Here is a 26,004-nt window from a genome sequence, read left to right as displayed (position 1 = left end):
ACGGGATCCGCGCTTGCCGGGGCGCGATACCACGCCCGGCCCGGTCCTCACCCGGGGCACCCCATCGCGGACGAAGGGTTGCCGGCCAGCTAGCCGGGGCTTGACGCTGGCGCTCATGACCTGGTGCGAAAGTATAGGAGGGACGGGATGTGGATCAAGTCGGAGGGCACGGATGACGCACGGGGTGATCACGAGACTGGCGGCCGGGGGAGCGCTGGCGGCGGGCGCGGCGGCGCTGCTGGCCGGCTGCGGCGGATCGGTCGGCGGCGGTAATTCGGCCGCCACCTGCGGAGACGCGAAAACGGCCTACGAGAAGTACATCGGCGGTGTGCACGCGGTGTCGGCGGCGGACGCCGCCCAATGGCGGCAGCCGACCGAGCAGCTCGCCGCGAACCTGTCGGGGCTGGCGGACAAGGCGTCCGACGACAAGCTCAAGAACGCGCTCAAGGACCAGGCGGCCAAGCTCCGCGCCGCCGCCGGAACGGTCGCGGCGGGCGACGTCGAACAACTCAACGCGACCCTCGCCGCCGCCCCCGGCGCACTGGGCACCGCCTGCGACTGAGCCCACCGGCCAACGCCCGCAACGGCCAACGCCCACGGCGGCCAACGCCCACAACGGATGACGCCCATGACGAACGGCGGGTATGGGAAAGGGGTCCCGAGAGAACTCGGGACCCCTCGGGTCAGAAGCCCAGGTCGTTGGTGCCGGTGCCGGTTCCGCCACCCCCGCCGCCGCCACTGCCGCCGCCACCGCCTCCGGTTCCGCCGCCGCCTCCGGTTCCGCCACCCCCGGGATTGGGGCTGCTCGGACCGCCTGTCGGCTTGCCGGTGGGACGGTGCGTCGGACGGCCGGTCGGCTGGCCCGGCCCCGTCGGGCGGCCGCCTGGCTTGGTCGGCTTGCCGGACGGCGGCTTGGTCGTCGGGGTGTCCGTCGGACGGTTGGTCACCGGGCCCTGGTCGTAGCCGGTGTCGATGGACGGCGGGTCGAACGACTTGGCCGCGAAGTTCTTGATCGAGACCGCGTCGCCCATGTAGCTCTTCCAGATCTGCGCCGGAAGCTGGCCGCCGTAGGACCCGTAGCCCGGGATGTCCAGCGGCTTGCCGTCGCTGCGGAACATCGCGACGGTCGTCTGGAGCTGCGGGATGAACCCGTTGAACCAGATCGCGGCGCCGGCGTTGGTGGTGCCGGTCTTGCCCGCGACGTCGCGTCCGTCGTCGAGCTGGGCGCCGCGGCCGGTGCCGCCCTCGACGACCTTCTGCATCGCGTAGGTGGCGTCCTTGGCGACCTGGTCGCTGAAGACGTTGTCGCCCTTCTCGGAGAACTCGTCCGAGTGGCCCTTGTTGTCGTCGACCGAGCGGACGACGTACGGGGTGCGGTGCGTGCCGTCCGCCGCGAAGGTCGAGTACACCCCGGCCATCTCGATCGGGTGCACCGAGATCGGGCCCAGCGGCAGCGACGGGGCGTTGTTCGCGCCGTTCGCGGTGAGCTGGCTCTTCGGGATGCCGAGCGCCTCGGCCATCTTGGTCACCTTGTCGAGCCCGACCTGCTGGCCGAGGTTGACGTAGGCGGTGTTCACCGAGTGCTCGGTGGCGGTGACCAGGTTGATGTTCCCGAACTGCTCGTCGGAGTCGTTGTGCAGGGGCGTGCCCGCGAAGGTCTGCGGGGACGAGCCGTCCTCGGTGGTGTCGAGGCCGTAGCCCGCCTTCAGCGCGGCGGCCAGCACGACCGGCTTGAAGCCGGAGCCCGGCTGGGCCCAGTCGTACCAGACGCTCGAGCCCATCTCGTCGAGGTAGTTGCGGCCGCCGTAGAAGGCGAGCACCTGCCCGGTGGACGGGTCGACCGACACCAGCGCGGTGCGGATCTTCTTGCTCATCCCGCTCGGGGTGTTGTTGTTCACCGCCTGCTTGGCGGCGTCCATGAGGTTCTTGTCGAACGTCGTGACGATCTTCAGGCCGTCCCGGTTGATCTCGTCCTCGGTGTAGCCGCGGCGCTCGATCAGCTCCTTGCGGGCCACGTTGATCATGTAGCCGTTCTGGCCGCGGTAGACGTTCTTCAGCTTCTGCGCGCGCGGCGCGGTGAACTTCATCTGCGCCTGCTGCGCGGGCGTCAGCGCGTGGTCGCGGACCATGTTCCCGACGACGGCCTGCCAGCGCTGCTGCGCGTAGGCCAGGGACGCGCCGGACGGGTCGCCGAACGGCGTCGGCTGCTGGATCGCCGCGGCCAGGTAGGCGCCCTCGGACGGGGTGAGGTCCTTGACGTCCTTGTTGTAGTAGGCGTGCGCGGCGGCCTGGATGCCGTAGGCGTCGCGGCCGAAGTAGATGGTGTTGAGGTACTGCTCGAGGATCCAGTCCTTGGACTTCTCGCGGCCCACCTTCAGGGAGACCATGATCTCCTTGAGCTTGCGGGTGACCGAGCGCTCCTGGCCGATGCCGCCGTAGTAGTTGCGGACCATCTGCTGGGTGATCGTGGAGCCGCCCTGCAGCTGCTTGCCGGTCGCGGTGGACCACAGCGCGCGTCCGGTGCCCTTCACCGAGACGCCGGGGTCGCTGTAGAAGCTGCGGTTCTCGGCGCCGATCACCGCGTCCCGCACGCTCTTGGGAACCTGGCTGATCGGCACCGCCTCGCGGTTCGTGCCGGTCTTGGCGATCACGGTCTTGCCGTCCGCGTAGTAGTACGTCGGACCCTGGGCGACGGCCGCCTGCGACGGCGACGGGACGGGCGTGAGCAGGTAGGCGACGCCGAACGCGACGACGCCGAGCCCCAGCAGCCCGAGGAGGATGAACGCCGCGCGCCGGGTGTACCTGGCGCCCCGTCCGCGCTTCTTGCGCGGCCCCCGGGGCCCTCCGGGCGCGCGTCCGCCGACGCCGGCCGCGGTGCGGGCGGCCTCGGCGGCCTTGGCTCCGGCGGTGCGCGGGCTCTCGGCCACTCCGCCGAGCCGCGCGGCGCGGCCCTTCCGGGACGAGACGTCCTTGTTCGACCCGGCGGACGATTCGCCCCCCGGGGTGCTGTCTTTGCTGCTCACTGGCCCCCCGTGATTTTTTCGTTATCGACGATACCCGAGGGGTTCGGTGCGTCGGGCGGCTCAGCACGCTCGCATGGCCCCCACTACAAGGACGACTGGAATGCCCCGGAGGTTCGCGTGGCGCGGATCACAGAATCGACGGATCCTCGGTGAATCGCGGGCGTCCCGGAGATGCCGGGAGAGGCCCAGGTCGCGGGCCGTCCAAAAGAGACTCACTCCCGATTCGTCCGTTTTCGGACAACCCGCGGACGGACCGGAAACGAATGGCGGGACGGCCCGGTTCCGGGCCGTCCCGCCAATTCGGGATCTCGGTTTCGGATCAGCCGGTCTTGGCCGCCCCGAGGATGTCCACGACGAACACCACCGTGTCGGTGCCCTTGATGCCGGCCTGCGGGTTGCCGGACTTCCCGTAGCCGTCGGACGGCGGCAGGATCAGCATCACGCGGCTGCCGGCCTTCAGGTCACGCAGGCCCTTGAAGAAGCCGGGCATCGCGCCGGGCGGCGGGTCGGCCAGCGGGAAGGCCGCGGGCGCGCCCTTCTCCCAGGACGAGTCGAACTGCTTGCCGGTGCCCCAGATCTGGCCGACGTAGTTCACCACCGCGGTGTCGTCCTTGGTGGTGGCCGGGCCGGTGCCCTGGATCAGGGTCTTGACCTGCATGGTCTTCGGCGGGTCGACCTTGGGGATGGTGACCTTCGGGGCCTTGCCCTTCTGCGGCTCGACCGTCGGCAGGTTCTTGTCGGTGAGCTTCTGCTCGGTGCCGCTCGCCTCGGCGTTGGTCGGGATGACCTTGAGGACGTCGGCGACGAACACGACCGAGTCGCCCTCGGCGAGGCCGAACTGCTGCGCGGACTGCGGGTCGAAGCTCTGGTCCGGCGGGATCTGCAGCACCACGCGGCTGCCCTCGGTCTTGTTGGTCAGGCCGTTCTTCAGACCCTTGACCTGGAGCTTGTCGACCGGCAGCAGCTGCGGGCCGGGCTGCGGGTTGAGCTCGGACTTCTCCCGGGTGTCCAGCACCTTCTTGCTGGTCGAGCCCTTCTTGTCGTCCGACTTGCCGCCCTTGGGCGTCCACTTGTAGATCTCGTAGTGGAGCAGCGCCAGCGTGTTCGCGCCGATCTTGGGGCCGGCGCCGGTGACCGGCTCGGTCACCTTCAGCGCCTTGCCCGGCGTGATCGAGCCCGGGATCTTGACCTTCGGCGCGCTCCCGAACGCCCCGGTCACCTCGACCTTGGGCGCGGGCCGCGTCACGTACCAGGTGGTGCCGCCGGCGATCGCGAGCACCGCCACGACCGCGACCACGATCGCGATGTTGCGGCGCTTCTTGGCCTGGGCGGCGGTCAGCCCCGAGGGCTTCGCGGACGGCTTGAGCGGCTGGCCGCCGGTCCGTCCCCCGCTGATGCCGTGCGGGGTGAACTCGGGGCTCCGGATGTTCTTGGCGTTCGGCAGCTTGGCCTTGACCGCCGGCTCACCCCGGGGCTTGTCGTCGTCGGACATGTTTCCTCACTCGCTCCGGGTTCGTCGACAGCAGTCCAAAGGTCAATCACCCTGCCAGGTCACGCCTAAGGTCGCTGTGAAGAACAGGGAGAGGACCAGGCCCGCAATCTACCGTCCCGGGACCGAAGATGCGGCTCCCGGAGACCGCTGATCGTCGACCGAAATTCCCGCCCGCTCCCGGCGGACGGCCTGAATCCCCTTCCAGCGGGGCTGACCAGGCGCAATCCGTTGATCTTTGAAGGGCGGGCGGGGGGCTTTCAGATCCCGAGCAGGGCGGCGGCGGTCTCCGCGACGAGGTCCTCCGCGGACTCCGGGATCGGCGTCCCCTCGCGCAGGTGCCGCGCGACGAGGCTCCGCGGGACGTCCACGACGGCCAGGAGGACGCGTTCGAGGTCGGTCCGGGGGCCGAGCCGGGCCGCGAGGCCGGCCAACGTGTCGCGGACGCGCCGGTTGCCGTGGGCGAGCCGGTCCCTGTCGGCGTCCGGCCATTCGGATTGTCCGAAATCACGCGGTCCGTACTGGAGCAGCAGCGCCTCGCGGGGGTTGGTACGGCTCCAGGAGACGACCTGGCGCGCGGCGTCCACGGCGGCCCGGCCGGCCGGTTCGCCGGACGCGGCGGCGACGAAGTCGTCCTGGAAGCGTTCGAGCGTCCGCAGCCAGACGGCCGCCAGCAGCGCCATCGCGTTGGGGAACCGGTGGTACACCGAGCCGCTCGGCGCGCCCGCCGAGCGCGCGACGGCCGCGACCGTGACGCCCGACGGCCCGGCCTCGAAGGCCAGGTCAACGGCCGCGTCCAGCAGCCGGTCGCGGTCGTGCCGCGGAGGTCGCCCCATGCGGCGAGGGTACCGGTGGGGTACGCTCCCCGATTATTAGAGATCGCTCTCTAAAAGGGGGTCGCGTGAACGCAGCGTCCGGCCTGCCGCCGGGACAGGTCCGGGCCGGGCACCGCCCGTTCGGGCTGCCGCGCTTCGGGCCGGTCGTCCCGCGTCCGCGGGGGACGGCCGCCGTGACCGTCACGGGGGCCGTCCGCCATCCCGGCCAGGTGTCCGCCGCGGAACTCGCCTCGCTGCCGGGGCGCGCCGACCGCGTGGCCGACCTGCACTGCGTCACGACGTGGAGCGCGCTCGGACTGTCCTGGAGCGGGGTGCCCTTCCGCGACGTCCACGCTTATCTCACGGATCTGGTGGCGGTCCGGAAGGCCGTGCGCTGGGTCACCTTCACCGGCCTGGACGGCTACTCGGCCGCCCTGCGCCTGGACGACGCGCTCGCCCCGGACGTCCTGTTCGCCGACACCCTGGACGGCTCGCCCCTCGGTCCTGATCTCGGCGCGCCGCTACGTCTCGTCGCTCCGGCGCACTACGGCTACAAGAGCGTCAAGCACGTCTGCCAGATCGAGTACCGCACCTCATATGACGCGGGCTCCGCCGGCTGGAAGGGCCACCCGCGCGGGCGCGTCGCGCACGAGGAGCGCAGCCGCTACCTGCCCGGACGCGTCTGGCGTCCAGTCTGGCGCGCGCTTCTGCCGGGGGCCCGCACCGCCTACGAGTCCGCTCGCGCACGTACTAACGGAAGGGGATGACCGTGAACGGCCTGAACCGCTGGGTCCCGCGCCTGATCATCGCGACGTCGGTGTTGCACTTCGTCTGGGCGTTCGTCCAGCCCAACGCCTGGGACGACATCGTCCGCGACGGCTTCGCCGGGACGGTCGTCGACACCGACGCGCCCGGCTACTGGAACCGCGAGGCCAGCGTCTGGTTCCTCGCCTCCGGAGCGCTGCTGCTCGTCCTCGGCAGCATGACCCGCCTGGCCGTCCGGCTGACCGGCCGGGTCCCCGCCCAGGTCGGCTGGTTCCTCCTCGCGACCGGCGTCCCGCTGTGCGCGATCTACTTCCCGGTCACCGGCAGCTGGGCGCTGGTCGTCCTCGGCTGCCTGGCCCTGACCGCCACCTACCGCGCCCCCGCCGCCGTGGAATCGGCCCCGCGCTAGGACGTGATCAAGGACGGCGACCACTGACGGTCCGGCGGGCAGAGGTGAGGGTGGGGCGCGGTGGGCCCCACCCTCATTCGCTGCCGGTGGTCACCCGCCGCAGGAGCAGGAGCTGCAGCCGGCGGCGTTGTCGGCGGCCGGCTCGGCGTGGTCCTCGACGGGTTCCAGGGTGAACTCCTGGTCGGTGGTCTCTTCGGTGAGTTGCGGCTCCATGGTCCCTTCCCTTCGTGAGGGGCCCGTCGTCCGGCGGGCCCGGTGTGGTGGCCCGGTGGCGGGCCGGGTGTCCCGCGCGCACGCCGCTCAGGCGCGTGGGCGCGGGAGCCGGTGGCGGCCGCCTGCGGTGGTCACGTGGGACGCACCAGATCGGCGGCCAGCAGGCGGTCCAGCGCGGTCCGGACGGAGGCGGGGTCGCTGCCGGCGCCGGCGACGAGCTGTTCGGTGGTGCGCGTGCCGTCGCACTCGGCCAGCAGCCGGGCGGTGGCCGGGCTGATCCGGAAGGTCTGCAGGCGGGAGGGCGGGGAGGGCCGGTGCAGGACGACGTGAGTGCGCCGGACCGGCAGATCGGCGAGCGGGGGACCGGCGGTGACGTCGTGGTCGAACCTCAGGATCCGCACGTCGGACGACAGCGTCAGCGGCCGGTCGGCTCCGCGGACGTCCGCGGGCCCCCGGCCGGGGGCTTCGCGGTCGGTGCGCCTGAGCTTGACGCGTTCCAGCTCGTAGCGGGCGTAGTCGGCCAGCGGGGCGAGGTCGCTGTCGGCGAGCCAGTCCGTCAGCCGCTCGGACTCCCAGATGCCGTGCCTGTGCACCGGCTGCGGCGGCCGGACGAGCGTGGAGGCGAACCGTTCCCACAGGTCGGGGTGGTGATGGTGCAGGTGGGCGACGGTCACCGGGAGGCAGACGCCGACCGCGCGCCGCAGCTTGGCCTGGACGTTGCGGCGGGTGATCCGGTAGCCGACGTTCCTGGCCCCCGTGAGCATGGCGAGCTCGTTTCCGGTCAACGCGAAACGGTCACGGAGCGCTGTCGGATCCTCCTGGAGCAGGGCGAGATCGGCCTCGTTGGTCAGCATCGCGGCCAGCGCGTCCGACAGGCCCATCACGCGCCGCCGATGAGCTCGGCGGGACGCGAGGCCAGGACGGTCCGGGCCCGGTCGACCTCGTCCAGCAGCTCGGCGAAGTCGTCGGGGAAGTTGGCGTCCCGCTCGATGAGCGAGGCCTGGACCGGGGTGCGCGCGACGACCTCGTCCAGCAGGTCCCACACGCGGGCCGGCACCGCCTCGCTGTGCGTGTCGAGGGTCATCTCCTCGTCCTCGCCCGCGCCGGCCAGATGGACCTGGACGACGCGTTCGAGCGGCAGGGCGTCCAGGAAGTCCAGCGGGTCGAAGCCGTGGTTGCGGGCGTTGATGTCGAGGTTGGCGACGTCCAGCAGCAGGCCGCAGTCGCAGTGCTCCAGCACCTCGGCGATGAACTGCGCCTCGGTCAGCGGGGTGGCCAGGTCCACGTAGTAGGTGATGTTCTCCAGGAGGAACGGGCGGCCGACCTCCCGCTGGACCCACTGGGCCCGTCCGGCCAGGCGGCGGGCGACCTGCCGGGTGCGCGGCAGCGGCGCGAGCAGCCCGAGCGCGACCTCGTCGGTCCGGGTGAAGCAGAGGTGGTCGCTGAACCAGGGCGCGTCGACCTCCTCGACCAGGCTCGCCAGCGCCTCCAGGTACGCCGCGTCCGGCTCCCGGTCGGAGCCGATGGACAGCTCCACCCCGTGCGGGACGATCGCGAAACGCCGTGCCAGCCCCCGCAGGTGCTCCCGGGCGTCCCGGGCGAACAGGAAGTGCTCGCTGATCACTTCCAGCCAGTCGATCCGGTCGGCGTGGCGGTCGATGTCCTCGGCCAGCTCCGCCCGGTACCCCAGCCCCGACCCCAGCCTCGGCAACCTTCCCACCATCCACCCCTAGCCGCTCGAAGTGCACTGATCACTGACAGTGTCCTTTCCTGGGCATGCCAGGGCGACGCAGAGGTTTCGGTCAACACCCCGCAAACCCTTGCGCCGCCCCGGCCGGGGCGTTCCTCAGCGGGGGGCGGTGATCTTCACCGGCTTGTCGTAGGCGTTCCAGCCGTCCTCGGCCTGGAGGGTCGCGGACTTGGACCGGGCGGTGAAGGCCAGCTTCGAGAGGCGGCCGTGGGAGTCGGTGTAGAGGTCGATCGTCAGGGTCTTGATGCCGCTGCCGTCGAGCAGGTGCCGGGCGTAGTGCAGGTCCCAGGTCGCATAGGGGCCGAGCTTGGCCATCGAGCCCTTGATGCGCAGGTGGTGGGCGCTGACGCGGTGCCATCCGCGCGCGCCCAGGAAGACCGACTTCACGTAGGCCGGATCGGCGTGCTGCCTCCACACGCGGACGGTGTCGGCGTCGAGGCGGGTCTTCTTCCAGGCGCCGGAGTAGTTGTCATACGCGACGCCGTCCACGAGGACGTCCTTGCCGGAGAGCGTGCCGTTCTTGACGCCCTTGATGCCCTTGGTGTCGCGCTTGCTCCAGCCGCTCTGGGCGAACTTCGGCGAGAGGCGGATGTCGGCGCCGCTGCTGAACCGGTAGGAGGAGCCCTTCGGGCCCTTGTAGGTGATGTGGGTCCAGTTGTGGACGGTCTTGGTGGGCGCCGTCTTGGCCTGCGCGGCGCCGGCGGGGACGGTGACGGCGGTGGCCGCGACGAGGCAGGACACGGCCGTGATCCAGCGACGGTTCATCGAGCTCCTCAGGGGACGTGCTCTGGGGGATGCCGCTGAATGATCGCTGACGGAGATCATCCGTCACAACGGCGGCGCGGCCCGCTGACCGGACCAGGCCACGGTTGGTCGTCCGCATCGGTTCTGCACTTCCTGCCGGACGGCCGGGCCGAACGCCGTGTCCGATTTCCGCCAGCGTCGTGGCCCCGAGGAGCGCATAGTCGGTGCTGTGACGACCGACGATGGGGGGAACGGACCGATGACGATCTACACGACGATCGACAGCCCGCTGGGCGAACTGCTTCTCGTGGGCGAGGAATCAGCCACCGCCGAGGACGGCGTCGCGCTGGCCTCGCTATCGGTGCCCGGGCAGCGGAACGGCACCACCGTCCAGGACGGATGGGTCGAGAAGGCGGAGGCGTTCAGCGGGATCGCCGCTCAGCTGCGCTCCTATTTCGCGGGTGAACTGACCCGCTTCGACATCGAGTTCACCACCGGCGGATCGGAGTTCCAGCGCCGGGTGTGGGAGGCGCTGGACGACATCCCGTTCGGAGCGACCGTCAGCTACGGCGCGGTCGCCGTGCGGTGCGGCGCCTCGCCCTCCGCGGTCCGGGCCGTCGCCTCCGCGATCGGCGCCAATCCTCTCCTGGTCGTCCGGCCCTGCCACCGCGTCATCCGGTCGGACGGGACGCTGAGCGGCTACGCCGGTGGTCCGGAACGCAAGCGGCAGCTCTTGGACCTGGAGAGCGTCCGGCAGCCGGCCTGAACCCCGAAGCAGGGGCACGACCACGACAACGCCGAGGAACCCGCCATGAAGGACACCGTCACCCCGGCCGAGCGGGTCGTCCGCCAGGACTGGAAGGCCCTGGCGGACGAGCTCGGCGAGCACGGCAGCGCGCTCACCGGTCCGCTGCTCACTCCCGCCGAGTGCGAGGAGATCGCGGACCTGTACGACGAGGAGCGGTACTTCCGCACCACCGTCGACATGGCCCGGCATCGCTTCGGCTCAGGCCAGTACCGCTACTTCACCCACGACCTGCCCGAGGTGATCGCCCAGCTGCGGGCGGCGTTCTACCCGAAGCTGCTGCCCGTCGCCCGCGACTGGGCCGGGAAGCTGGGCAGGTCGGCGCCCTGGCCGGACGATCTGGCGACGTGGGTGGAGATGTGTCATGAGGCTGGGCAGACCAGGTCGGCCCAGATCCTGCTGCGCTACGGCCCCGGCGACTGGAACGCCCTGCACCGCGACGTGTTCGGCGAGATGCTCTTCCCGCTTCAGGTCGTCATCGGCCTCGACGCCCCCGGCACGGACTTCACCGGCGGCGAGTTCATCATGACCGAGCAGCGTGCCCGCGCGCAGTCGAGGGGTTCGTCCACCACCGTTCCGCAGGGCCACGGGCTGATCTTCACGACGCGGGACCGGCCGGTGGCCTCGAAGAGGGGCTGGTCGAACGGGCCGATGCGGCACGGGGTGAGCACCGTCCGCACCGGACGGCGGCGCACGCTCGGACTCGTCTTCCACGACGCGACATGACCCACCGGTCCCGTTCCGTTCGCCCGCCCGGCGGGTGCGCGACCTGGGGAAAGGCCCTCACAGCATGATCACCTTCGCCCGCCGGGAGAGGCCCGGCTCACCGCTGATCCGGACCGTCGAGCCGACCGTCCCGCCCACGCCGCACACCGACGCCGAACTCGCCACCCTCATCACCTTGCTGACGCGGCTGGTGTCCCGGACGGGGCTCCTCTCCGTCGGGCACAGCCGGGACGAGGCCTCCCGCGAGGCCGCCCGAGCCGTCGCCGACGCGTGGACGGAACGCGGCGGCAGGGTGCTCACCGTCGTCAGCTGGCCGGAGGAGGCCGCCTCCTGGCTGCGGCCCGCCGCGCGGCTGACCACGCCGCGGCCCGACGCGTGGGTGATGGCCGCGGCCCTGCCCGGCTTCGCGCAACTCGCCCGCCGCCTGCGCCACTCCACCGACTGGGATCCGGCCCGCACCTTCGCGTTCGCCTCCCTCCAGGACGCCCGGCTTCCCGCACTCGCCGGACCAGGCGTCCTGGACGGCCTGCGCGGAGCCACCGCCGACGGCGGCACCTGGGACGTCGACGACCGCCGGGTGACCGTTAGATGACGGCCCCGACCCCGGCCGGTCCGGCGGCGCGGGCACCCGAGCACTCCGCGGCCCGGAGTCCGAGGCGGGTGAACGTGCCCACCGACGGCCACGACCTGTACCTGCGGCTGGAGGCCCCAGTCGGCGGCCTGTTCGTGGCCTGGAGCGAGGAAGGCGTGACGGGATCCGCGGCGGCGTCGACGCTGTCCGGCCCGCGGATGTTCGAGGAGCGGCACCACGCCCGCACCGGACGGACGGCGATCCGCACGGACCGGCCGCTCCCCGGGCTGACACCCGCCCTGCGCACCGGCCGCACCGCGCGGCTGCCGATCGACTGGCGGGGACTCACCCCGGCCGAGCGCGCGGTGCTCGACGCGGTGCGCGGTATCCCGCGCGGCCAGTTGCGTCCGCTGGCGTGGGTGGCCCGAGAGGCGTCGCTGACAGACACAGACGTGGTGGCGTCCGCCCTCGCGGTCAACCCGGTGCCGCTGCTGATCCCGTGCCACCGGGTCACCTACGACGAGGGCGGGGCGTGCGACCTGGCCTGCGGCGCGGAGACGGGCGCGCTGTGGCGGGCGGCCGAGGGCATCACCGGGGAGATGGTCTGGTCGCCGCGGGTGGGCATGGTCTTCCTCGGCAGTGACACCACGCGGATCTATTGCCATCCGACCTGCGCACACGCGCGCCGGATCACGCCGCCGCACCGCATGCCGTTCCCCTCGGCGGACGCGGCGCTCGCGGCGGGCTACCGCGCCTGCAAGAGCTGCCGTCCGATCACGGCCTGAGGACGCCGCCGGACCGCCGCCGTCGAAGTCGAGGGCCCTGAGGTCGCTCGCGGTCCGTCGAACAAGATTGCCTAGAATCCGGGTATGGGCGTGAGTCCGCGCGCCGCGCCGGTCGCGGCCGCGTGCGCGATCATGATCGCCGGCTGCTCGGGCGGCCCGGGGCCGAGGACGGTCCGGCCGAGCCACGAGGTGGCCCGAGCGGTCGTGGCCCTGGGCGATTCGGTCCCGGAGGGCGCCAACTGCGACTGCGATCCCTACCCGGAGCTGAGCGCCAAGGCCCTGACCGTCCCCGGAGTCCGGCAGGTGACGGTGTCCAACGAGGCCGTCGGCGGATACACGACCACGGGGGTGCTCACGCAGCTGCGCGCATGGCCCAGGCTCATCAGGAATGTGTCGGGGGCCGACGCGGTGGACGTCCAGGTGGGCGCCAACGACGTGGCCTACGACAAGGCGTGCGGGAACTCGACCGCCTGCTATCAGAAGCGGATCCCCGAGCTGGAGCACAACCTCTCCGAGATCGTCCGGCGGGTGCGCGAGCTGACGGCGGGACGCAAGGTCCTCGTGGTGCTGCTGGACTACTGGAGCGTGTGGCTGGGCGGCCGGTACGCCGAGCAGCAGGGACCGGCCTACGTCCAGGCGGCCGCCGCGATGACCGACCAGGTCAACGGGATCATCCGGAAGACGGCCGGCGACACCGGTTCGGCGTACGTGGACCTGCGCACCGCGTTCAAGGGCCCGGATCACGCCTACGACGAGACGCACTACCTCACCGACGACGGCGACCACCCCAACGCCGCCGGACACCAGCGGATCTCGGCCGCCACGGTCGACGTGATCGTCAGAGCCCTCCACCTCTGACCCGCCCTGAGGCTCGGTCCGTCAGCGGACGGCCTTGAGCAGCAGGTCCTGAAGGGCCCGCTGCTCCTCGAAGGACAGACCGGACAGCGGCGACTCCTCGGACAGGATTCCGATGAGCCGCTCGCGCAGGGCGGTCCCCTGCTCGGTCAGGGCGAGGCGCTTGGCCCTGCGGTCGTGCGGGTGGGCCTGCCGCTCGATGATCCCCTGCTTCTCCAGGCGGTCGGCGACGTAGGTGACGTTGGACGGCTCGCAGCCCATCCGGGTGGCGAGGTCCCGCATCGTCATCGGCCCGGTCAGCTCGCGCAGCGCGACCGCCTGCGGCCCGGTCAGCTCCAGCCCGGCGACGCGTTCCCGGACGTGGTGGTCGATGCGCCGTGCCAGCTCCCCGACCAGCCCGCAGATCTCCCGCTCGGCGACCAGGTCCCGCTCTCCGCTGCCGTCCATGCCCCCACCCTAGCAAGTGCATCAAGTGGAAATATTTGCAGTTTGAATACTTCAAGCTTTAAGGTCTTGCCCCATGCAGACCTCGAGCACCTCGCGACACCTGGGAATCCTCGGAGCCGGCCCGATCGGCCGGGCGATCGGCCGCGCCTGGATCGCCGCCGGCCACACCGTGACCTTCGGCGTCCGCACTCCCGGCAAGCTCCGCGACCTCATCGACGAACTCGGCCCCCGAGCCGAGGTCACCTCGCTGGAGCAGGCGGCCGCCGCGGCCGACATCGTCCTGAACGCGCTCAACCACGAGGCGGTCGACACCGTCCTCGCGGCCACGGCGCCCCACCTGGCCGGGAAGATCGTCATCGACGCGGGCAACCCGATGGGCGTCTCCGCGGACGGCCGGATCATCTCGACGCTCCCCGCGGACCTGACCGCGGGGAACCACACCGCCCGGCTCCTGCCGCGGTCGACGGTCGTCCGGGCCTTCACCCACGTGATGGACGAGTCCCTCGCCTACCGGGGCACCGCGCAGCCGGGCTTCTGGGGCATGGCGGTCGCCGGGGACGATCCGGAGGCGAACGAGATCGTGCACGAGCTGGTACGCGCCACCGGATTCGTCCCCGTCCACATCGGCACCCTGGCCGAGTCCGCGCCCCTGGACCCGGGCGGCGCCCTGTTCCCCCACATGTTCACCCCGGCCGACCTCGCCGCCCAGGTCTCCGCCGCCCCGGCCCGAATCCCCGTCACCGTCCCGGCTTGACGACCCGAGTCCGCTCGTCCCGAGTCCGCTCGTCCCGAGTGTCGGGCCGGCTCCCGCTTCCGGCTCGCAGGACTCAGGAGAGGCAGCGGTCCGGGCCGCGGACGGTGTAGAGGTGGGAGCCGACCTGGGTGTAGACCCGGTGCTCGTCTCCCGTCAGCTCGAGCGACGGCGCCGGGGCCGCGGATTCCGGGATCGGATATCGGCCCAGGACTTCGCCGTTGCCGTTGTCGAGGCAGACGAGGGTCGTCCGGCGCGGGCCGCCGCCGGGACGGATTTCGAGGGCCCACAGCCTGTTCCGGGTCGCCGTGAACGCCTCAACCTGCTTGTGCCAGGCCCGGGGCAGGTAGGTCCCGGCGGCCCGGCGCCGGAGGACGATCCCTTTCGCCGCGGGTTCCAGGTGGACGATGGTCCCTCTGGAGGCCGCCCAGAGCGTGCCGGCGCCCCCAGGGGCCAGGCCCCCGTCCCCCCGCTCCACGGCAGTGTTGAAGCCGGTCACGGTCAGCCTGCCCGAGGTGATCCGGGCGGACAAGACCACGGGGATCTGGTTCGCCGCCTGGCCGGACAGCCAGGCCACGCCCGCCTTCTCGTCGACCGACACCAGTTCGAAGCTGTTCCTGTCGGCATCGGGCGGCAGGTCGCCCACCACGCGCAGGTGCTCGGTGATGGCCCCGGTTCGCCCGTCCAGGCGGACCACGTCGTCGAGCTGGCCGGTCCAGATCGAGGTCTCCGTCGCGACCACGTTGCTGTACTTCCTCGGGCTCAGCTTGATCCTCCGGACGACCTTCAGAGACACCGGGTCCAGCCGCTGGAGGTAGTACGGGACCCCGACGACGGTCCCCACCAGCCAGAGTCCCCCGCCGGAGGCGAACAGAGCCTGGATGGACGCGCCGAACACAATGGGCAGGGGCTGACCGGGCAGGCCGAGGGCGGGGCGCATCTTCGTCAGGGCGTTGCCCGACGCGTCCACCCTGACCACGTCGCCGTTGTCATTGACCATGTAGAGCGAACCGTTCAACGGGACCGGCTGGAGATACCTGGCCTTGACCTTCGGGGCATCGAACCGGCTGACCTTCCCGGGCACGTCGACGGCAGGCCCCCCGTGGCGAGGTTCCGGAAGGGCCACCAGAGCGCCGGCCAGCACCGCCGCCATCACCGCGGTCGCGCCCGCGGCCATTGCCGAGCCCCGCCGGCGCCGCCGGATGCGGTGGGCCCGCACCGTGACGGACCGGACGGCGTCCGGCGCGGGCGTCACCGCCTCCGCCTTCTCCCGGAGGGTCTCGTGAAGGAGCATGTCGAAATCGTTCACCGGGCAGCCCTCTCGTTCTCGAAGTAGCCCTTCAGCTTCGCCAGCGCCTTGGCGGACTGGCTTTTGACCGTTCCGCGCGAACAGCCGAGGGTCTCGGCGATCTGCGCTTCGGAGAGGTCCTCGTAGTACCGCAGCACCACCACCGCGCGCTGGCGCGGCGGCAGGGTCGCCAGGGCGGTCCACATCACGACCCGGTCACCCGGCCAGGACGGCTGTTCGGCCCGCTCGGGCGGACTGGCCCACAGCCTCTCCCTCCATGCCCGCCGCCTCGAGTTCAGCACCAGCCGGGCGATGGCCTTGCGCACGTACGCCTCCGGGTCGTGCTTCCGGATCACTCGGGGCCAGGCCGCCAACGTCCTGGCCAGGGCGGTCTGGACGACGTCCTCGGCGTCGTGCGCGTCCCCTGTCAGGAGGTAGGCGTACCGCTGCAACGCGGGCAGCCGCGCGGCCATCCAGTCCTCCGGGACGTCGCGGTCGAGACCGCCCATCTCGCCCGGCCCGGCCGGGGCGACGTCTCCATCACCCCGGCCGGCCCCGTCCGACGTCCCGTCCTGGTCGGCCACATCCGACCTCGCCGCCGCACTGCCCACGACACAGTTCACCGTCCATTCACTCTCCTGGAACTCGGTCACTGCCCCTCTACGACACATCACCCCGTGATCCGGTTGCCCGTCCTCTGCCGCGCGCTCCTGCGGACCTCACATTCCGGGGCGCTGTCCGGTCGTATGCATGAAGCCGAAAGATTCCGCACCGATGGACGGGGAAGCCATGACAACGCAGCGCACGGCGGCCGAGGCCGAGATCAGGGGCAAGATCGACAAGCTGGTCGCGGAGATCCACGCGAAGGACCCCGAGGCCCTGAGCGCGCTCTACGCGGAGGACGTCGTCTCCTTCGACATCGACCCGCCCCTGCAGCACGTCGGGGTGGACGCCAAGATGAAGAACTGGGCGAAGGTGTTCACGATCTTCGACGAGGTGTCCTACGAGGTCCGGGACCTGAACGTCACCGTGGGCGACGACGTCGCGTTCGGGCACCTGTTCGGCAGGCTCGGCGGGACGCTCCCGAACGGGACCGCGGTGAAGGGCATGTGGGTCCGCGGCACGTTCTGCTTCCAGAGGATCGACGGCACCTGGCTGATCGTCCACGACCAGGTGTCCGTCCCGTTCGACATCGCGACCGGCAAGGGCGTCGCCGACCTCGAGCCCTGACCGAAACCGGCGACCGAGCCGCTCCTCTTTCTGGAGTAGAGGACACAGGCCGTCCTCTACTCCAGGCAAGGTGGCGTACGACGGAATTCATCTTGCGGGTGGACGGTGGCCTGATCCATGACCGTGCTCAATAATCGCGCTCTCAACCGCGCCGCTCTTGCTCGGCAACACCTGCTTGCGCGTGGCGACGCATCCGTGCTTGAGGCGGTGACCCATCTGGGCGGTGTGCAGGCGCAGGAGCCGCAGGAGCCGTTCATCGGGTTGTGGTCTCGCCTCATCGACTTCAAGCCCAAGCAGTTGGACGACGCGCTGACCGATCGCGTCGTGGTGCGGACCCACCTGATGCGCCGCACCATTCACCTCATGGCCTCCGACGACGCGCTCGCCTGGCGGGCCCGCCACGCCGCCATGCTGCTGCAGCGGGTGCAGGGCGTCTACCGAGACGAGCTGGCCGGCATCGATGTGGACGAGGTCGCCGCAGTGGGCCGGGAGGTCATGGTCGACGAGCAGCCCCGCACGGTGGGCGAGCTCGCGCAAGCCATTGGGGAGCGCTGGCCCGGACCGCCGCGCCGGACCCTGGGCGAGCTCGTCGGCGTTCTCGTGCCCATGGTCCAGCTCCCGCCCCGCGGACTTTGGAAGCAGACCGCGGGCGTGCGCATCCTGATGTTGGCCACCTGGTTGCAGCGGGACATCGACCCCCTGCCCGCCGGGGACGACGATCCCGTCGGGCAGCAGATGCTGCGTCGCTACCTCGCCGCGTACGGGCCCGCGGCCAGCGCGGACCTGCGCGCCTGGTGCGGCCTCGCCGGTCTTTCCGCCGCCGTCAAAGCCGTCCGGGAGGAACTCGTCGTCTTCCGCGACGAACGCGGCCGCGAACTGCTCGATCTGCCCGACGCGCCCCGCCCCGATCCCGACACCCCGGCGCCCGTCCGGTTCCTCCCGGCCTTCGACAACGCCGTCCTCGGCTATCACGACCGCAGTCGCATCATCGACACCGTCCACCGCGGCCTGTCCGTCGCGGGCCACCGCGTGCTCCTGGTCGACGGACGTGTCTCCGCCACCTGGGCCGTCCGCGACCATCGCCTTCGCATCAGCCCCCTCCGTCCCCTCACCCATGTGGAGCAGGAAGAAGTCCGCGGGGAAGCACAGGACTTGATCACCTTCCTGGACGAAGGCATCGAGCACGTCCAAATCGACGCCGAAGGCTGACGCAGTGCGGGGCGGACGCAGTGACCGTCATGGACGGAGGCGGGTCTCCAGGACGACGAATGCGGCGAGGACCACGATGGCGGCCGACTCCAGGCCGAGCGCCAGCCAGACGGTGGTCCGGTAGCCGTACTCATGGAAGCCGAAGAACGTGGCCTGCTCGCTGATGACCAGACCGACGAGCGTGCCGAGGAGGAACGCGATCCCGGCGAGCGCGACGAGGGCGTGCGGAGCCCGTCCGACGAGCGGCAAGGACCGGACGACCGGTGACGACCCGAGAAGGCGCAGGGACTCCGGCGGCGCGGCCAGGGCGAGGCCCAGGACGACCGAGATCACGACGTTGGCGGCGAACAGCACGCCGATGATCGGGATGACGTGGTAGTGGTCGAGGACGTACTCGTACAGGTGCACCGCGCCGACGCCGAACAGCAGCAGAGCGGCCAGGCGCCGCAGCAGGGGCGGTGCGAGCGCGCCCGCGCCGCGTTCAGTGTTGGACGCCGCCATGCGCACTCCCCGTTGCCTGGATCTGTCCCTGGGGGGTGATGGCGAACCACGAGGCGCCGAACTGGACGATGCCCTGGCCGTGCGTGTCGCCGGGGCCGGTGTCGGCTTGGTAGTAGTACAGCGGATGCCCGGCGTAGACGAGTTGGCGGGGACCGTCCGTCCGGGCGAGCGTGGTCAGCATGGCTGGCTGAACCCCGCCAGACGCTCCGGGCCGTCCTTGGGTGGTGGCCGGTGGCCAGACGCTCGCGCAGGCGCCGAAGCAGGTGGACCGGTTCGGCGGATCGACGGCGAACAGGTACAGCGTGCGGCCCTTGTCGTCCACGACGATCCGTCCGAGCCGTGGCACGGTCGCGGTGGAGAGCCGCTGGCGGCCGGGATGCCGCGAGTTCGTCGCGAAGGCGCAACCGGCCACCAGCAGTCCTCCGACCACGACGGCGGACCACCCCCGCCAGGCGGGAGCGGCCCGAAGGCGCAGCGGGTCAGTAACCGCCACCACCGCCGGTGTTGCCCTGCTCGACCTTCTTGCCGGCCGGGGACACGACGTACCAGGCGCCGCCGAACTGGTTGAGGCCCTCACCCTTGGCGCTGCCCTTGGTCCCGGTGTCGGGCGTGTAGTAGTACAGCGGGTGCTTGTTGTAGGTCACCTGCATGATGCCGTGGCCCCTGCTGGTGGTGCCGAGCATCGACGCGTTCGCGCCCGAGCCCGCCTGTGGCTTGCCCTTGGCGGGGACCGGCGGCCACACCGCCGCGCAGGCTCCGGTGCAGGACGACTTGCCGCCCTGGTCCTTCTCGAACAGGTACACGGTGCGGCCCTTGCCGTCCACCAGGATCTTGCCCAGGCTGCCCACCGACGCCGTCGCGATCTTCCCCCCGGCCCCGGGGGTGCCCGTGGCCATCGGCGACATCGGTGACGTGGCCATGTGTGACGTGGCGTTCATGACGGGAGAGTGGCGTGTGGTCTCGCCGCCCGAATTGGACGAGTTGCTGGACGAGCCGCACCCGGTCGCCGCGACCGCCAGCGCCGCCACCGGAACCGCCATGAGCACGGCGCGGTTCCGCCACGGCCGGGACGTCGACGCGGATGAGCGCACGAGCTTCGTTCGGGACATCACAGAGCGTCCTTCCCTGGGAGACATCGGCTTCGGCTGCCCGATGCCTTTTTGCTCCGGACCCGTACCCCCGGGAACGGCGGGAGAACTGACTTGCCCAGACTCTGACCGCCCTTTTAAAGGCGCATATCCCGCAGAGAAGAAAGGTGATGGAATGTCGTTCTAAGTGGCCAGCTTCTCGAGGCCGGTGCGAACCCAGGTGAGGTTCATTTCGTCGGCCATGGTCCGAGCGGTCTCGATGAGGGTGGCGCGCTCAGGGTCGCCTTCGGGCAGCTCGGCGGCGAGGAGCAGCTGCGCGGCGGCGATCTGCGGACGCAGGCCGACCGCGGCGCGCAGATGGAGTGAGCGCCGCAGCATGTGCAGCCCTTCTTCGCGGTCGCCGGCCTCGATCACACGCCAGGCCACGTGGCGGAGCACGATGGACTCGAGGATCGGGTCGCCTTCCTCCTGGGAGGCCTGCAGGGCCTTGTCGTAATGCGCTTTCGCGGCGGCCGCGTCCTCGCGAATGTTGTCGAGGAGCGCGCCCCAATGGAACTCGGCCCATCCATGCGTCTTCGGGTCAGCGGAGGCGAAACGGTACCCGTCCTCTGCGGTCTCGTAGTCCCCTGGCCGCGGGTCCAGTTGGAAGAGCACACGGGTGTAGGCGAGCCGGGCGGCGAGCAGACGGGCTTGCGTCGATTCCGGATCGAGGGCCGCGATCGCGTCGGCGGCGGCTTCCAGGCCGTCGAGCCGGAACAGGAACCGCTCGTACAGAATCTCGGCCTTCAGCTCGAGTGCCTCGGTGCTCTCCTGCGCGTCCAGCAGCGCGGCCGCGTGGTCCCAGTCACCGAGCACGTGGAGGCGGCGGGCCGCGGCGACGCTCGTGTAGGTGGTGTCAGTCGTCATGCCGCCTACGCTAGAAGTCGAGAGCGTAGGCGGTCAAGTGCGTTATGCCAACTACATCAGCCTTCGCCGCCAGAGCCCACCGCTGGAGATCAGTCCGGACGGATGGCGCATCGCCTACAACCGCGCGAAGGACCAGCGGCTCGTGGTCCGCGACCTGACCACCGGTGAATCCCGCGACGTCGGCAGGGCCTTCACGATCGAGGGATCCCAGTCCACCGCGATCCTCGGCGCCTACCTTCCCTGACCGAACGCCGCGACAGCCGACTCGCTGCTGAGCACCAGGGACGGCCACCCCGTCGGCAGAACACCGGTGTGGCCGTCTCTTGAGTCCTGGCCGTTCAGGCGGCCATGGACGAGAACCAGTGGACGACCTTCCCGGTCCCGGCGACGTTCGTGCCGAGGTGCAGCGACCCCTGGTAGAGCGGCTTGCCGAGGTTCTCGACCTGCGGGTTCACGCCGCGCTCACGCAGCGAGGCGACGCAGTGGTCGGTGTTGAGGGTCGTCGCCTGCTCGTCGGCCTCGGCCTTGTAGAACCGGACGGTCATCCGGGGCGTCCAGGCCTTGCAGACCTCGCCGTCGGTCCGCAGGGCTGCGGCGAAGGGGCCGGACGGGTTTCGCAGCAGCGCCCAGCCGCGCGGGGTCAGCAGGTCCGCCAGGCGGTTGGGCATGCCCTGGAACATCACCGGGCCCGGGGTGGTGCTGTCGAAGTACTTCTCGACGCGGTCGGCGTACGGTGCCTGGAAGATCTCCGACGGCGTCCGGTAGATGCCGCCGTGGATGCGCTGCCAGGACGTCAGCAGGTAGGCGGCGTAGAGCGCGCTGGACTTGGCGTCGAGCTCCCCGTCCAGCAGAGCGGGCAGTTCGGCGCCCGCGAAGTCGTAGCCGCCGCTGATCGGCGCGACGGCCTTGACCCGGAAGTGCCGGTCCGTGCCGTCCTGGAGGGTGCGGGCGAGACCCAGTGCGGACGACGCGCCCTGGGAGAAACCGGTGATCAGCACGTCCCGATCGAGACTGTGCCCGGTGCGCGGGGCGAACGCGCGGGTGGCGCGGAGCATGTCCAGCGACGCCGAGGTCTCGGACGGCACGTCCTTCCACGGATGCGCGCCCGGCCCCTCGCCCAGCCCAAGGTAGTCGGGAAGGACCGCGGCGAAACCGGAACCCGCATAGGTGTAAGCGGGGCCGACGGCCCACGGGCTGGTGCTCACAGACGGAGCGTCCGCCTTATAGCTGGTGGTCCCATGCGTGTACGAGACCGGCGTGAGCCGACCCCGCTTCCCCTGCGGCACCACGAACAAGCCCGTGGCAGTGGTGCCCGCGCCCTTGGTATCCACCGTCCGATAGGTGAGCCGGTAGGCGTCCACCCCATGCTTCACGGTCGAGGCGTCAAACCCACCCTGACCGAGCACCGTACGAACCTCCTCGGCGGACAGAGCGCGCAGGTGCTCGGCCTTGACGAGCGAGCCGCGCTCCGTCGCGGACGCGGTGGAGGTGAAGTGCGAGGAGACCACAGGCTCGGACGCCAGGGCACCGAGGCCGACGGCGGCCACTCCGGTCAGGGCGACGCCGGCGAGGATCGTGGTGCTCTTGATGTTCTTGCTGTCCATGGGCCCAACATTCGCCTCCGCCGCCCCAAAGGCGCGTCCCACCCAACGGTGAACCACAACCTCACCCCTGAGGGTGAGGAGCCTCCGTCAGCCTCGATGCGCCGCCGATGTCACACAAGGCTGAGAAGCGCTGGAGATCAGGGCAGGGTGTTGTGCCGATGCAGGGCTGCTGTCCGTCGGCAAGTGGCTGGCTGAGCTCCAGCAAGTGCCGCCGACCCAGGGTGCGCGGCGGCTGCGGGCGACCCGCACCATCCCCAACTGGGCGGAGTCACTCTGGCACCCAAGCCCGATGGGCTGCTGCCTGACCAGCCCCTGCCGCCTATCCGCCATCCCCAGCAGGCCCGCGGTCCACACCCCCAGGGCCTCCTGAGGAACCGGCACGTGGAACTATTCTTCGATGTTGATCGAAACATCTTTGCGGTCGAGAATGTCAAAGTAGGTGACTTTGTACTCGGGTCCCATCTCTCTCGCGAGTCGTTGGGCGAGGTTCCGGCCCTGGTCGTTGAATCGGCGTTCGTCATCAGGTGTGGCGAAGTCGGAGGACGCCGGATCATCCTCGTTCAGGATCCCGTCGAACTCGTCCGCCCAATGATCCAAGGATTCCGCAAGGCCAGGTGATATGGGAAAGGTGTCCGGTGCGACATTGTCCAGCTCGCCGTCGGGGTGATTCACCCACAGCGGGTAGGACTGGTAGTCGGCCAGGACTCGGATGCCGCCGGGCGACCACCGGGCGGAGGGGCGTGATCTTGACCGCGAGGGGGTTTTTGCAGGTCAGAGGCGGCGCGCCCAGAGAGATTCGAACCCCCGACCGGCAGATTAGAAGCCCCCGCCACCCGCCACGATGGGGGTCAGGGCGGTATCGCAACGTGCCACCCTGTCCGCCCTTGCCCCGCTTCGCGTGCCGCTCCGTGTCACCCGCCACCACGCCCTGTCGAAACCACCGAGCGACCATCGAGCGACCGTGGCGCCCCGGCATAGGCCGCCACCCGCCGATGGGGAGTTCGTGTCGGTGGACGGATTCGCACCAACCACCCACGCGAAATCACCGTATCGGGCACGTACACGATTGCCCGGTAGCGCCGGGCATGTGCGACCTGTAGGCGTCGGCGGGGGAATTAAGCCGGATCCCCCTACCCGCCGCCGTCCTGCCGCTCCCGACGAGATAGTTCCTGGGGCATGCGCGGGCGACATGTCGTTGGAAGGCTTCATCGTCGCAGTCCTCCAGCGCTATCAAGATCGATACCGTGCGGATCACGGTTGGCGCCCATAGTGTCGGTGAGCACTGGCCGGTTCGGGGTATGCAGGTCGAGCCTTACAACACCTGCGCTGAGCCCAACGGCAAAACCGTAGAGAGCCGCTGCGATTGATTTGGCTGGATGGTGCACCTTCACTTCAAGTAGTGAGCCTCCCGGGCTCCAGATCAGCACGGTGTGGTCATTGATGCTGGCGCTGGCGAGGTGGGTTCCGTGTGGTGTGATTTAAGCGCAGATCGAGATCCCAATGCCGGTGTGGCTGCGGAGGGTGTTGAGGGTGTCGCCGGTTTCGGGGTCCCAGATATGTACGATGCCGTCGTAGTTGGCGGTGGCGAGGCGCGGGTTGGCTTCTGCGGGCCTCAGGGGGTCGCCCCATGTGCACTCCGGTAAGCAGGAGGGCATTCTCGGAAACGCTGGGTTGAATCCTGACACATGGGGACAACAGTGCTATCGGTTAAGTAAGGTCCCCGCTCGGGGTGGAGTGGGTACATCTCCCTGGTGACGGCGAGAGTAGTCCTGTTCGAAGCGGCGACGGCTCCCTGCGCCAACAGGAAGCCGAACACGCCAGATGGGACGCGCTCATACCTCTTTGGTTCCCGTTTCAGTCGAGGAACGAACCTCGTCGATCGCCCCAACGCCCCTCGTGGACGAAGATCCTCGCCGTTGTCATAGTGATGTCACTCGGAGCAATTGTTGCCTTGTGGCCACCACTGGCAGTCCCGCTGGGGGGCGTCCTCGCTGGCACCACGCTTCTGCTTGAAGCATTCCGTGGCCGTCCGAGGCGTCCCGCCCCCACAGATGCTGCGGATAAGACGCTGCCTCCTCAGCCGGGCGCAGAACCGTCAGCAAGCCGTGACGACACACCGTCATGACGGTGTGTCTTTATCCTCCAGCCAGGGCAAGGCGCGTGATCTCGATGCCGTCGGTCCCGTACCGCCATCATCTGTGCTCGGCGGCGTAGCAGCCGAGTCGAGAACTCGACCGTGCAGCAGCGGCTGCACCCTCCCCCTGACGTCGCCATCCCGAGAGAACCGGTGATCGACGCAACTGACGCAGTGAACGACCGCCTGTCGTCGTCCCGCTCTCGGAGCCGTCCGTGCTGCCCGCGGTGCAGCAGAGGGCGGTGCCTCGACTCGCCTTGGTCGAGCTGGAAGCGTTGGGCCGCAGACCCCGGGGCTGTCCGGACGAGCTGCTTCGCAGATGAGACCGGCTCCAAGCCACACGGTCCGTCGTGGGGCTTTCGGCATCCTGAACACGTTGCGCCAGTAGGGCGACCCGCACGGCGCGATCTCGGATGGTGGTGATCAGGTTGGTACCGCCGGACGGAACCTCACCGGTCACGGCCGCGGCTGGGAGGAGCCTCGGGCGGCATGTTCGGCCGGTTACTGGGCTTGGGGACGCTCTCTCGAGGGTCGTGGCGGTGGGGCTCCCCTGCTCGGTCTGCGGACGCCTCGCCGTCGTCAACGAGGACCTGTGGTTGTAGGCCTGGGACCTGCCGCTCAATCGGGACGACTCGATCACTGGCACCGCCAAGTTGCTGGACGTTTCGGTGGGTGCCCTGTACAACCACATGCCTGACCTGTACGAACTACACGTGCCGACGGGCCGCCGGTGCGAACGGTGAGCTGCATCGGAACGGTGAGCCGCACCAGAGGGATCACGAGTTGTGAGCGTTCTCTTCGGGTTGGCGGGGGTGGTGGTCAATGATGGCCGGTATGACAAGTCGTACCCGGGTCTGGATTGGCGCCGGGATCGCGCTCGTGGTGCTGGTGGGTTTGGCGGCGTATCTGGTCTCGCAGGGGCTGGACAAGGCCGACAAGTGGGCCAGCGTGATCGGGCTGTTCGTGGCGCTGATCGGGTTGGGGCCGGCGGTGTACGGCATCATCAAGGATCTGCCAAGGCCATGGCATCCGCTCCCTCACCCTTGGCCAGCACTGCCGTCCGCAGTGAAGCGGGCCATGCTCACTGCCGTGTCGATCGTTAGCGCGGTCGCCTTGGCAGCCATCATCGGCTACTTCTTGGAAAATGGCGGGAACGACCATGTTCACCCCCACCCCACCATAACGACGACCCCCTCTCCAGATGTCACTCTATCGACGACCTTTCCTGCCAGCCTCGACAGCCAGGCGACGGACCAGACTCCACTCACGGGAACGGCGCTTCTCCCAACGAGCTTCAACGGTTTGTCTGACAGTCAAACTGTGATCGATGGCTTCACTCGGATTAGTGGGGTACCTGCCTCGTGCCCCTCAAGCGAGAGTGGAAACGTAAAGGCCACGCTTGTGCGGTACCACTGTAGCCAGCAGATTGAAGGGTTTTATATTAATCGATCTCAGACGATCGGGGTTTCGGTGTGGGTTATCCCGCTGGCCGACATTCAGACTGCCCATACTGCTTCCACTTACCTCAAGGACTGGCCTCCCTCCGAGTGGGGGCTCATTTGCCCGCCCAACGGTCCGGGGGTCGGGGTCTGCCAGAAGTTCACGGGGGTGAACTCTGGCGCCCAGGGCAGATCGCTGACCTGGTGTCACCGCTACCTGATAGCCGCAACCGCACTCCAGGTCGACCAACCTTCCGACGGCAGCCTCAATCCCAAGCTGAACTCGATTACAAAATCGGCTAGTATCTACTCTGGGCCACAGAACAACACTTCACTATTTTCGTGCCCGGAAGGGCAGTGATTGAGTCTTTTTCAGTGGTGTCTGGGGGGCTGCTGGTCACAGCATGATCGCGGGCGGCGCGGCGGGCCGGGAACGCAACAAAGCCCCTGGTAGGAC

General features: G+C 69.9%; 29 protein-coding genes and 1 riboswitch. Of the genes, 13 read left to right on the top strand and 16 right to left on the bottom strand.

The annotated features are described in order from the left end of the window. Positions 1-4: 4 nt before the first annotated feature. Positions 5-121, bottom strand: a riboswitch (SAM riboswitch). 51 nt (positions 122-172) lie between these two features. After that, positions 173-562: a DUF8711 family protein gene (locus AB0L06_RS20175; RefSeq protein ID WP_500232565.1), complete on the top strand. Its 390-nt coding sequence runs from the start codon at positions 173-175 to the stop codon at positions 560-562. Between the two features lie 121 nt (positions 563-683). On the opposite strand, the gene AB0L06_RS20170 is transcribed toward AB0L06_RS20175, so the two are convergent. The 3 genes from AB0L06_RS20170 to AB0L06_RS20160 all read right to left on the bottom strand — a co-directional run bounded on the left by AB0L06_RS20170 (position 684) and on the right by AB0L06_RS20160 (position 5,348). Further along, positions 684-3,023, bottom strand: coding sequence for a transglycosylase domain-containing protein (locus AB0L06_RS20170; protein WP_500232564.1), 2,340 nt, complete (start codon positions 3,021-3,023; stop codon positions 684-686). A 319-nt stretch (positions 3,024-3,342) separates the two neighbouring features. Further along, on the bottom strand, positions 3,343-4,515 hold the full coding sequence (locus AB0L06_RS20165; RefSeq protein ID WP_500232563.1) for an FKBP-type peptidyl-prolyl cis-trans isomerase: 1,173 nt from the start codon (positions 4,513-4,515) through the stop codon (positions 3,343-3,345). Between the two features lie 257 nt (positions 4,516-4,772). After that, positions 4,773-5,348, bottom strand: coding sequence for a TetR/AcrR family transcriptional regulator (locus AB0L06_RS20160; RefSeq protein ID WP_500232562.1), 576 nt, complete (start codon positions 5,346-5,348; stop codon positions 4,773-4,775). Positions 5,349-5,413: 65 nt separating this feature from the next. On the opposite strand from AB0L06_RS20160, the gene AB0L06_RS20155 reads away from it, so the two are divergent. Together AB0L06_RS20155 and AB0L06_RS20150 are read left to right on the top strand one after the other, a co-directional pair. Next, entirely contained in the window at positions 5,414-6,094 is a 681-nt protein-coding gene (locus AB0L06_RS20155; RefSeq protein WP_500232561.1) for a molybdopterin-dependent oxidoreductase, read from the top strand. A gap of 2 nt (positions 6,095-6,096) precedes the next feature. After that, entirely contained in the window at positions 6,097-6,501 is a 405-nt protein-coding gene (locus AB0L06_RS20150) for a DUF6463 family protein (protein WP_500232560.1), read from the top strand. 90 nt (positions 6,502-6,591) lie between these two features. On the opposite strand, the gene AB0L06_RS20145 is transcribed toward AB0L06_RS20150, so the two are convergent. The 4 genes from AB0L06_RS20145 to AB0L06_RS20130 all read right to left on the bottom strand — a co-directional run bounded on the left by AB0L06_RS20145 (position 6,592) and on the right by AB0L06_RS20130 (position 9,229). Further along, a complete protein-coding gene (locus tag AB0L06_RS20145) occupies positions 6,592-6,714 on the bottom strand; it encodes a hypothetical protein (protein WP_500232559.1) in 123 nt (40 codons plus the stop codon). Positions 6,715-6,845: 131 nt separating this feature from the next. After that, positions 6,846-7,595, bottom strand: coding sequence for a hypothetical protein (locus AB0L06_RS20140; protein WP_500232558.1), 750 nt, complete (start codon positions 7,593-7,595; stop codon positions 6,846-6,848). Continuing rightward, entirely contained in the window at positions 7,595-8,425 is an 831-nt protein-coding gene (locus AB0L06_RS20135) for an MbnB/TglH/ChrH family RiPP precursor modification enzyme (RefSeq protein ID WP_500232557.1), read from the bottom strand. The genes AB0L06_RS20140 and AB0L06_RS20135 overlap by 1 nt, the downstream gene beginning before the upstream one ends. 135 nt (positions 8,426-8,560) lie before the next feature. After that, entirely contained in the window at positions 8,561-9,229 is a 669-nt protein-coding gene (locus AB0L06_RS20130) for a hypothetical protein (protein WP_500232556.1), read from the bottom strand. A 238-nt stretch (positions 9,230-9,467) separates the two neighbouring features. Here AB0L06_RS20130 and AB0L06_RS20125 point away from each other — a divergent pair, with 238 nt between their 5' ends. The 5 genes from AB0L06_RS20125 (at position 9,468) to AB0L06_RS20105 (ending at position 12,953) form a co-directional block, all read left to right on the top strand. After that, entirely contained in the window at positions 9,468-9,974 is a 507-nt protein-coding gene (locus AB0L06_RS20125) for a methylated-DNA--[protein]-cysteine S-methyltransferase (protein WP_500232555.1), read from the top strand. A 45-nt stretch (positions 9,975-10,019) separates the two neighbouring features. Next, positions 10,020-10,739 (top strand): 2OG-Fe(II) oxygenase, encoded by a 720-nt coding sequence (locus AB0L06_RS20120; protein ID WP_500232554.1) that lies wholly within the window; start codon positions 10,020-10,022, stop codon positions 10,737-10,739. A 64-nt stretch (positions 10,740-10,803) separates the two neighbouring features. Beyond that, positions 10,804-11,331: a hypothetical protein gene (locus AB0L06_RS20115; protein ID WP_500232553.1), complete on the top strand. Its 528-nt coding sequence runs from the start codon at positions 10,804-10,806 to the stop codon at positions 11,329-11,331. A gap of 68 nt (positions 11,332-11,399) precedes the next feature. Continuing rightward, positions 11,400-12,095, top strand: coding sequence for an MGMT family protein (locus tag AB0L06_RS20110; RefSeq protein WP_500232552.1), 696 nt, complete (start codon positions 11,400-11,402; stop codon positions 12,093-12,095). An 84-nt stretch (positions 12,096-12,179) separates the two neighbouring features. Beyond that, positions 12,180-12,953, top strand: a complete 774-nt coding sequence (locus AB0L06_RS20105; RefSeq protein ID WP_500232551.1) for an SGNH/GDSL hydrolase family protein — start codon at positions 12,180-12,182, stop codon at positions 12,951-12,953. Positions 12,954-12,974: 21 nt separating this feature from the next. Here AB0L06_RS20105 and AB0L06_RS20100 read toward each other — a convergent pair whose 3' ends face one another. Beyond that, positions 12,975-13,397, bottom strand: coding sequence for a MarR family winged helix-turn-helix transcriptional regulator (locus AB0L06_RS20100; RefSeq protein WP_500232550.1), 423 nt, complete (start codon positions 13,395-13,397; stop codon positions 12,975-12,977). A 73-nt stretch (positions 13,398-13,470) separates the two neighbouring features. Between AB0L06_RS20100 and AB0L06_RS20095 the strand changes: the two genes are divergently transcribed. Continuing rightward, complete coding sequence (locus AB0L06_RS20095; protein WP_500232549.1) at positions 13,471-14,151, top strand: NADPH-dependent F420 reductase; 681 nt, start codon at positions 13,471-13,473, stop codon at positions 14,149-14,151. 73 nt (positions 14,152-14,224) lie between these two features. Here AB0L06_RS20095 and AB0L06_RS20090 read toward each other — a convergent pair whose 3' ends face one another. Further along, entirely contained in the window at positions 14,225-15,442 is a 1,218-nt protein-coding gene (locus AB0L06_RS20090; RefSeq protein ID WP_500232548.1) for an NHL repeat-containing protein, read from the bottom strand. A gap of 11 nt (positions 15,443-15,453) precedes the next feature. After that, on the bottom strand, positions 15,454-16,089 hold the full coding sequence (locus AB0L06_RS20085) for a SigE family RNA polymerase sigma factor (protein WP_500232547.1): 636 nt from the start codon (positions 16,087-16,089) through the stop codon (positions 15,454-15,456). Positions 16,090-16,225: 136 nt separating this feature from the next. On the opposite strand from AB0L06_RS20085, the gene AB0L06_RS20080 reads away from it, so the two are divergent. After that, positions 16,226-16,666: a YybH family protein gene (locus tag AB0L06_RS20080; RefSeq protein ID WP_500232546.1), complete on the top strand. Its 441-nt coding sequence runs from the start codon at positions 16,226-16,228 to the stop codon at positions 16,664-16,666. A 117-nt stretch (positions 16,667-16,783) separates the two neighbouring features. Beyond that, entirely contained in the window at positions 16,784-17,875 is a 1,092-nt protein-coding gene (locus tag AB0L06_RS20075) for a winged helix DNA-binding domain-containing protein (protein WP_500232545.1), read from the top strand. 27 nt (positions 17,876-17,902) lie between these two features. Here the strand turns inward: AB0L06_RS20075 and AB0L06_RS20070 are convergent, their stop codons facing one another. The 4 genes from AB0L06_RS20070 to AB0L06_RS20055 all read right to left on the bottom strand — a co-directional run bounded on the left by AB0L06_RS20070 (position 17,903) and on the right by AB0L06_RS20055 (position 20,370). Then, positions 17,903-18,376, bottom strand: coding sequence for a hypothetical protein (locus AB0L06_RS20070; protein WP_500232544.1), 474 nt, complete (start codon positions 18,374-18,376; stop codon positions 17,903-17,905). Then, positions 18,357-18,788 carry a COG4315 family predicted lipoprotein gene (locus AB0L06_RS20065; protein WP_500232543.1) on the bottom strand — a complete coding sequence of 144 codons (432 nt, stop codon included), beginning with the start codon at positions 18,786-18,788 and terminating at the stop codon, positions 18,357-18,359. The genes AB0L06_RS20070 and AB0L06_RS20065 overlap by 20 nt, the downstream gene beginning before the upstream one ends. A gap of 67 nt (positions 18,789-18,855) precedes the next feature. Continuing rightward, positions 18,856-19,485 (bottom strand): COG4315 family predicted lipoprotein, encoded by a 630-nt coding sequence (locus tag AB0L06_RS20060; RefSeq protein ID WP_500232542.1) that lies wholly within the window; start codon positions 19,483-19,485, stop codon positions 18,856-18,858. Positions 19,486-19,647: 162 nt separating this feature from the next. Then, on the bottom strand, positions 19,648-20,370 hold the full coding sequence (locus AB0L06_RS20055) for a hypothetical protein (RefSeq protein WP_500232541.1): 723 nt from the start codon (positions 20,368-20,370) through the stop codon (positions 19,648-19,650). A gap of 37 nt (positions 20,371-20,407) precedes the next feature. On the opposite strand from AB0L06_RS20055, the gene AB0L06_RS20050 reads away from it, so the two are divergent. Then, positions 20,408-20,614: a hypothetical protein gene (locus AB0L06_RS20050; protein WP_500232540.1), complete on the top strand. Its 207-nt coding sequence runs from the start codon at positions 20,408-20,410 to the stop codon at positions 20,612-20,614. Positions 20,615-20,708: 94 nt separating this feature from the next. Here the strand turns inward: AB0L06_RS20050 and AB0L06_RS20045 are convergent, their stop codons facing one another. Further along, positions 20,709-21,974 carry an alpha/beta hydrolase family protein gene (locus tag AB0L06_RS20045; protein ID WP_500232539.1) on the bottom strand — a complete coding sequence of 422 codons (1,266 nt, stop codon included), beginning with the start codon at positions 21,972-21,974 and terminating at the stop codon, positions 20,709-20,711. 387 nt (positions 21,975-22,361) lie between these two features. Continuing rightward, entirely contained in the window at positions 22,362-22,676 is a 315-nt protein-coding gene (locus AB0L06_RS20040) for an immunity protein CdiI family protein (protein WP_500232897.1), read from the bottom strand. A 2,266-nt stretch (positions 22,677-24,942) separates the two neighbouring features. Between AB0L06_RS20040 and AB0L06_RS20035 the strand changes: the two genes are divergently transcribed. After that, positions 24,943-25,908 (top strand): hypothetical protein, encoded by a 966-nt coding sequence (locus AB0L06_RS20035; protein WP_500232538.1) that lies wholly within the window; start codon positions 24,943-24,945, stop codon positions 25,906-25,908. Positions 25,909-26,004 lie beyond the last annotated feature (96 nt).

This window comes from Spirillospora sp. NPDC052269 (assembly GCF_040679435.1).
Classification (GTDB): domain Bacteria; phylum Actinomycetota; class Actinomycetes; order Streptosporangiales; family Streptosporangiaceae; genus Spirillospora.
The sequence above is the reverse complement of the archived record's forward strand: the minus strand, read 5'-3'. Positions and strand labels throughout refer to the sequence as shown.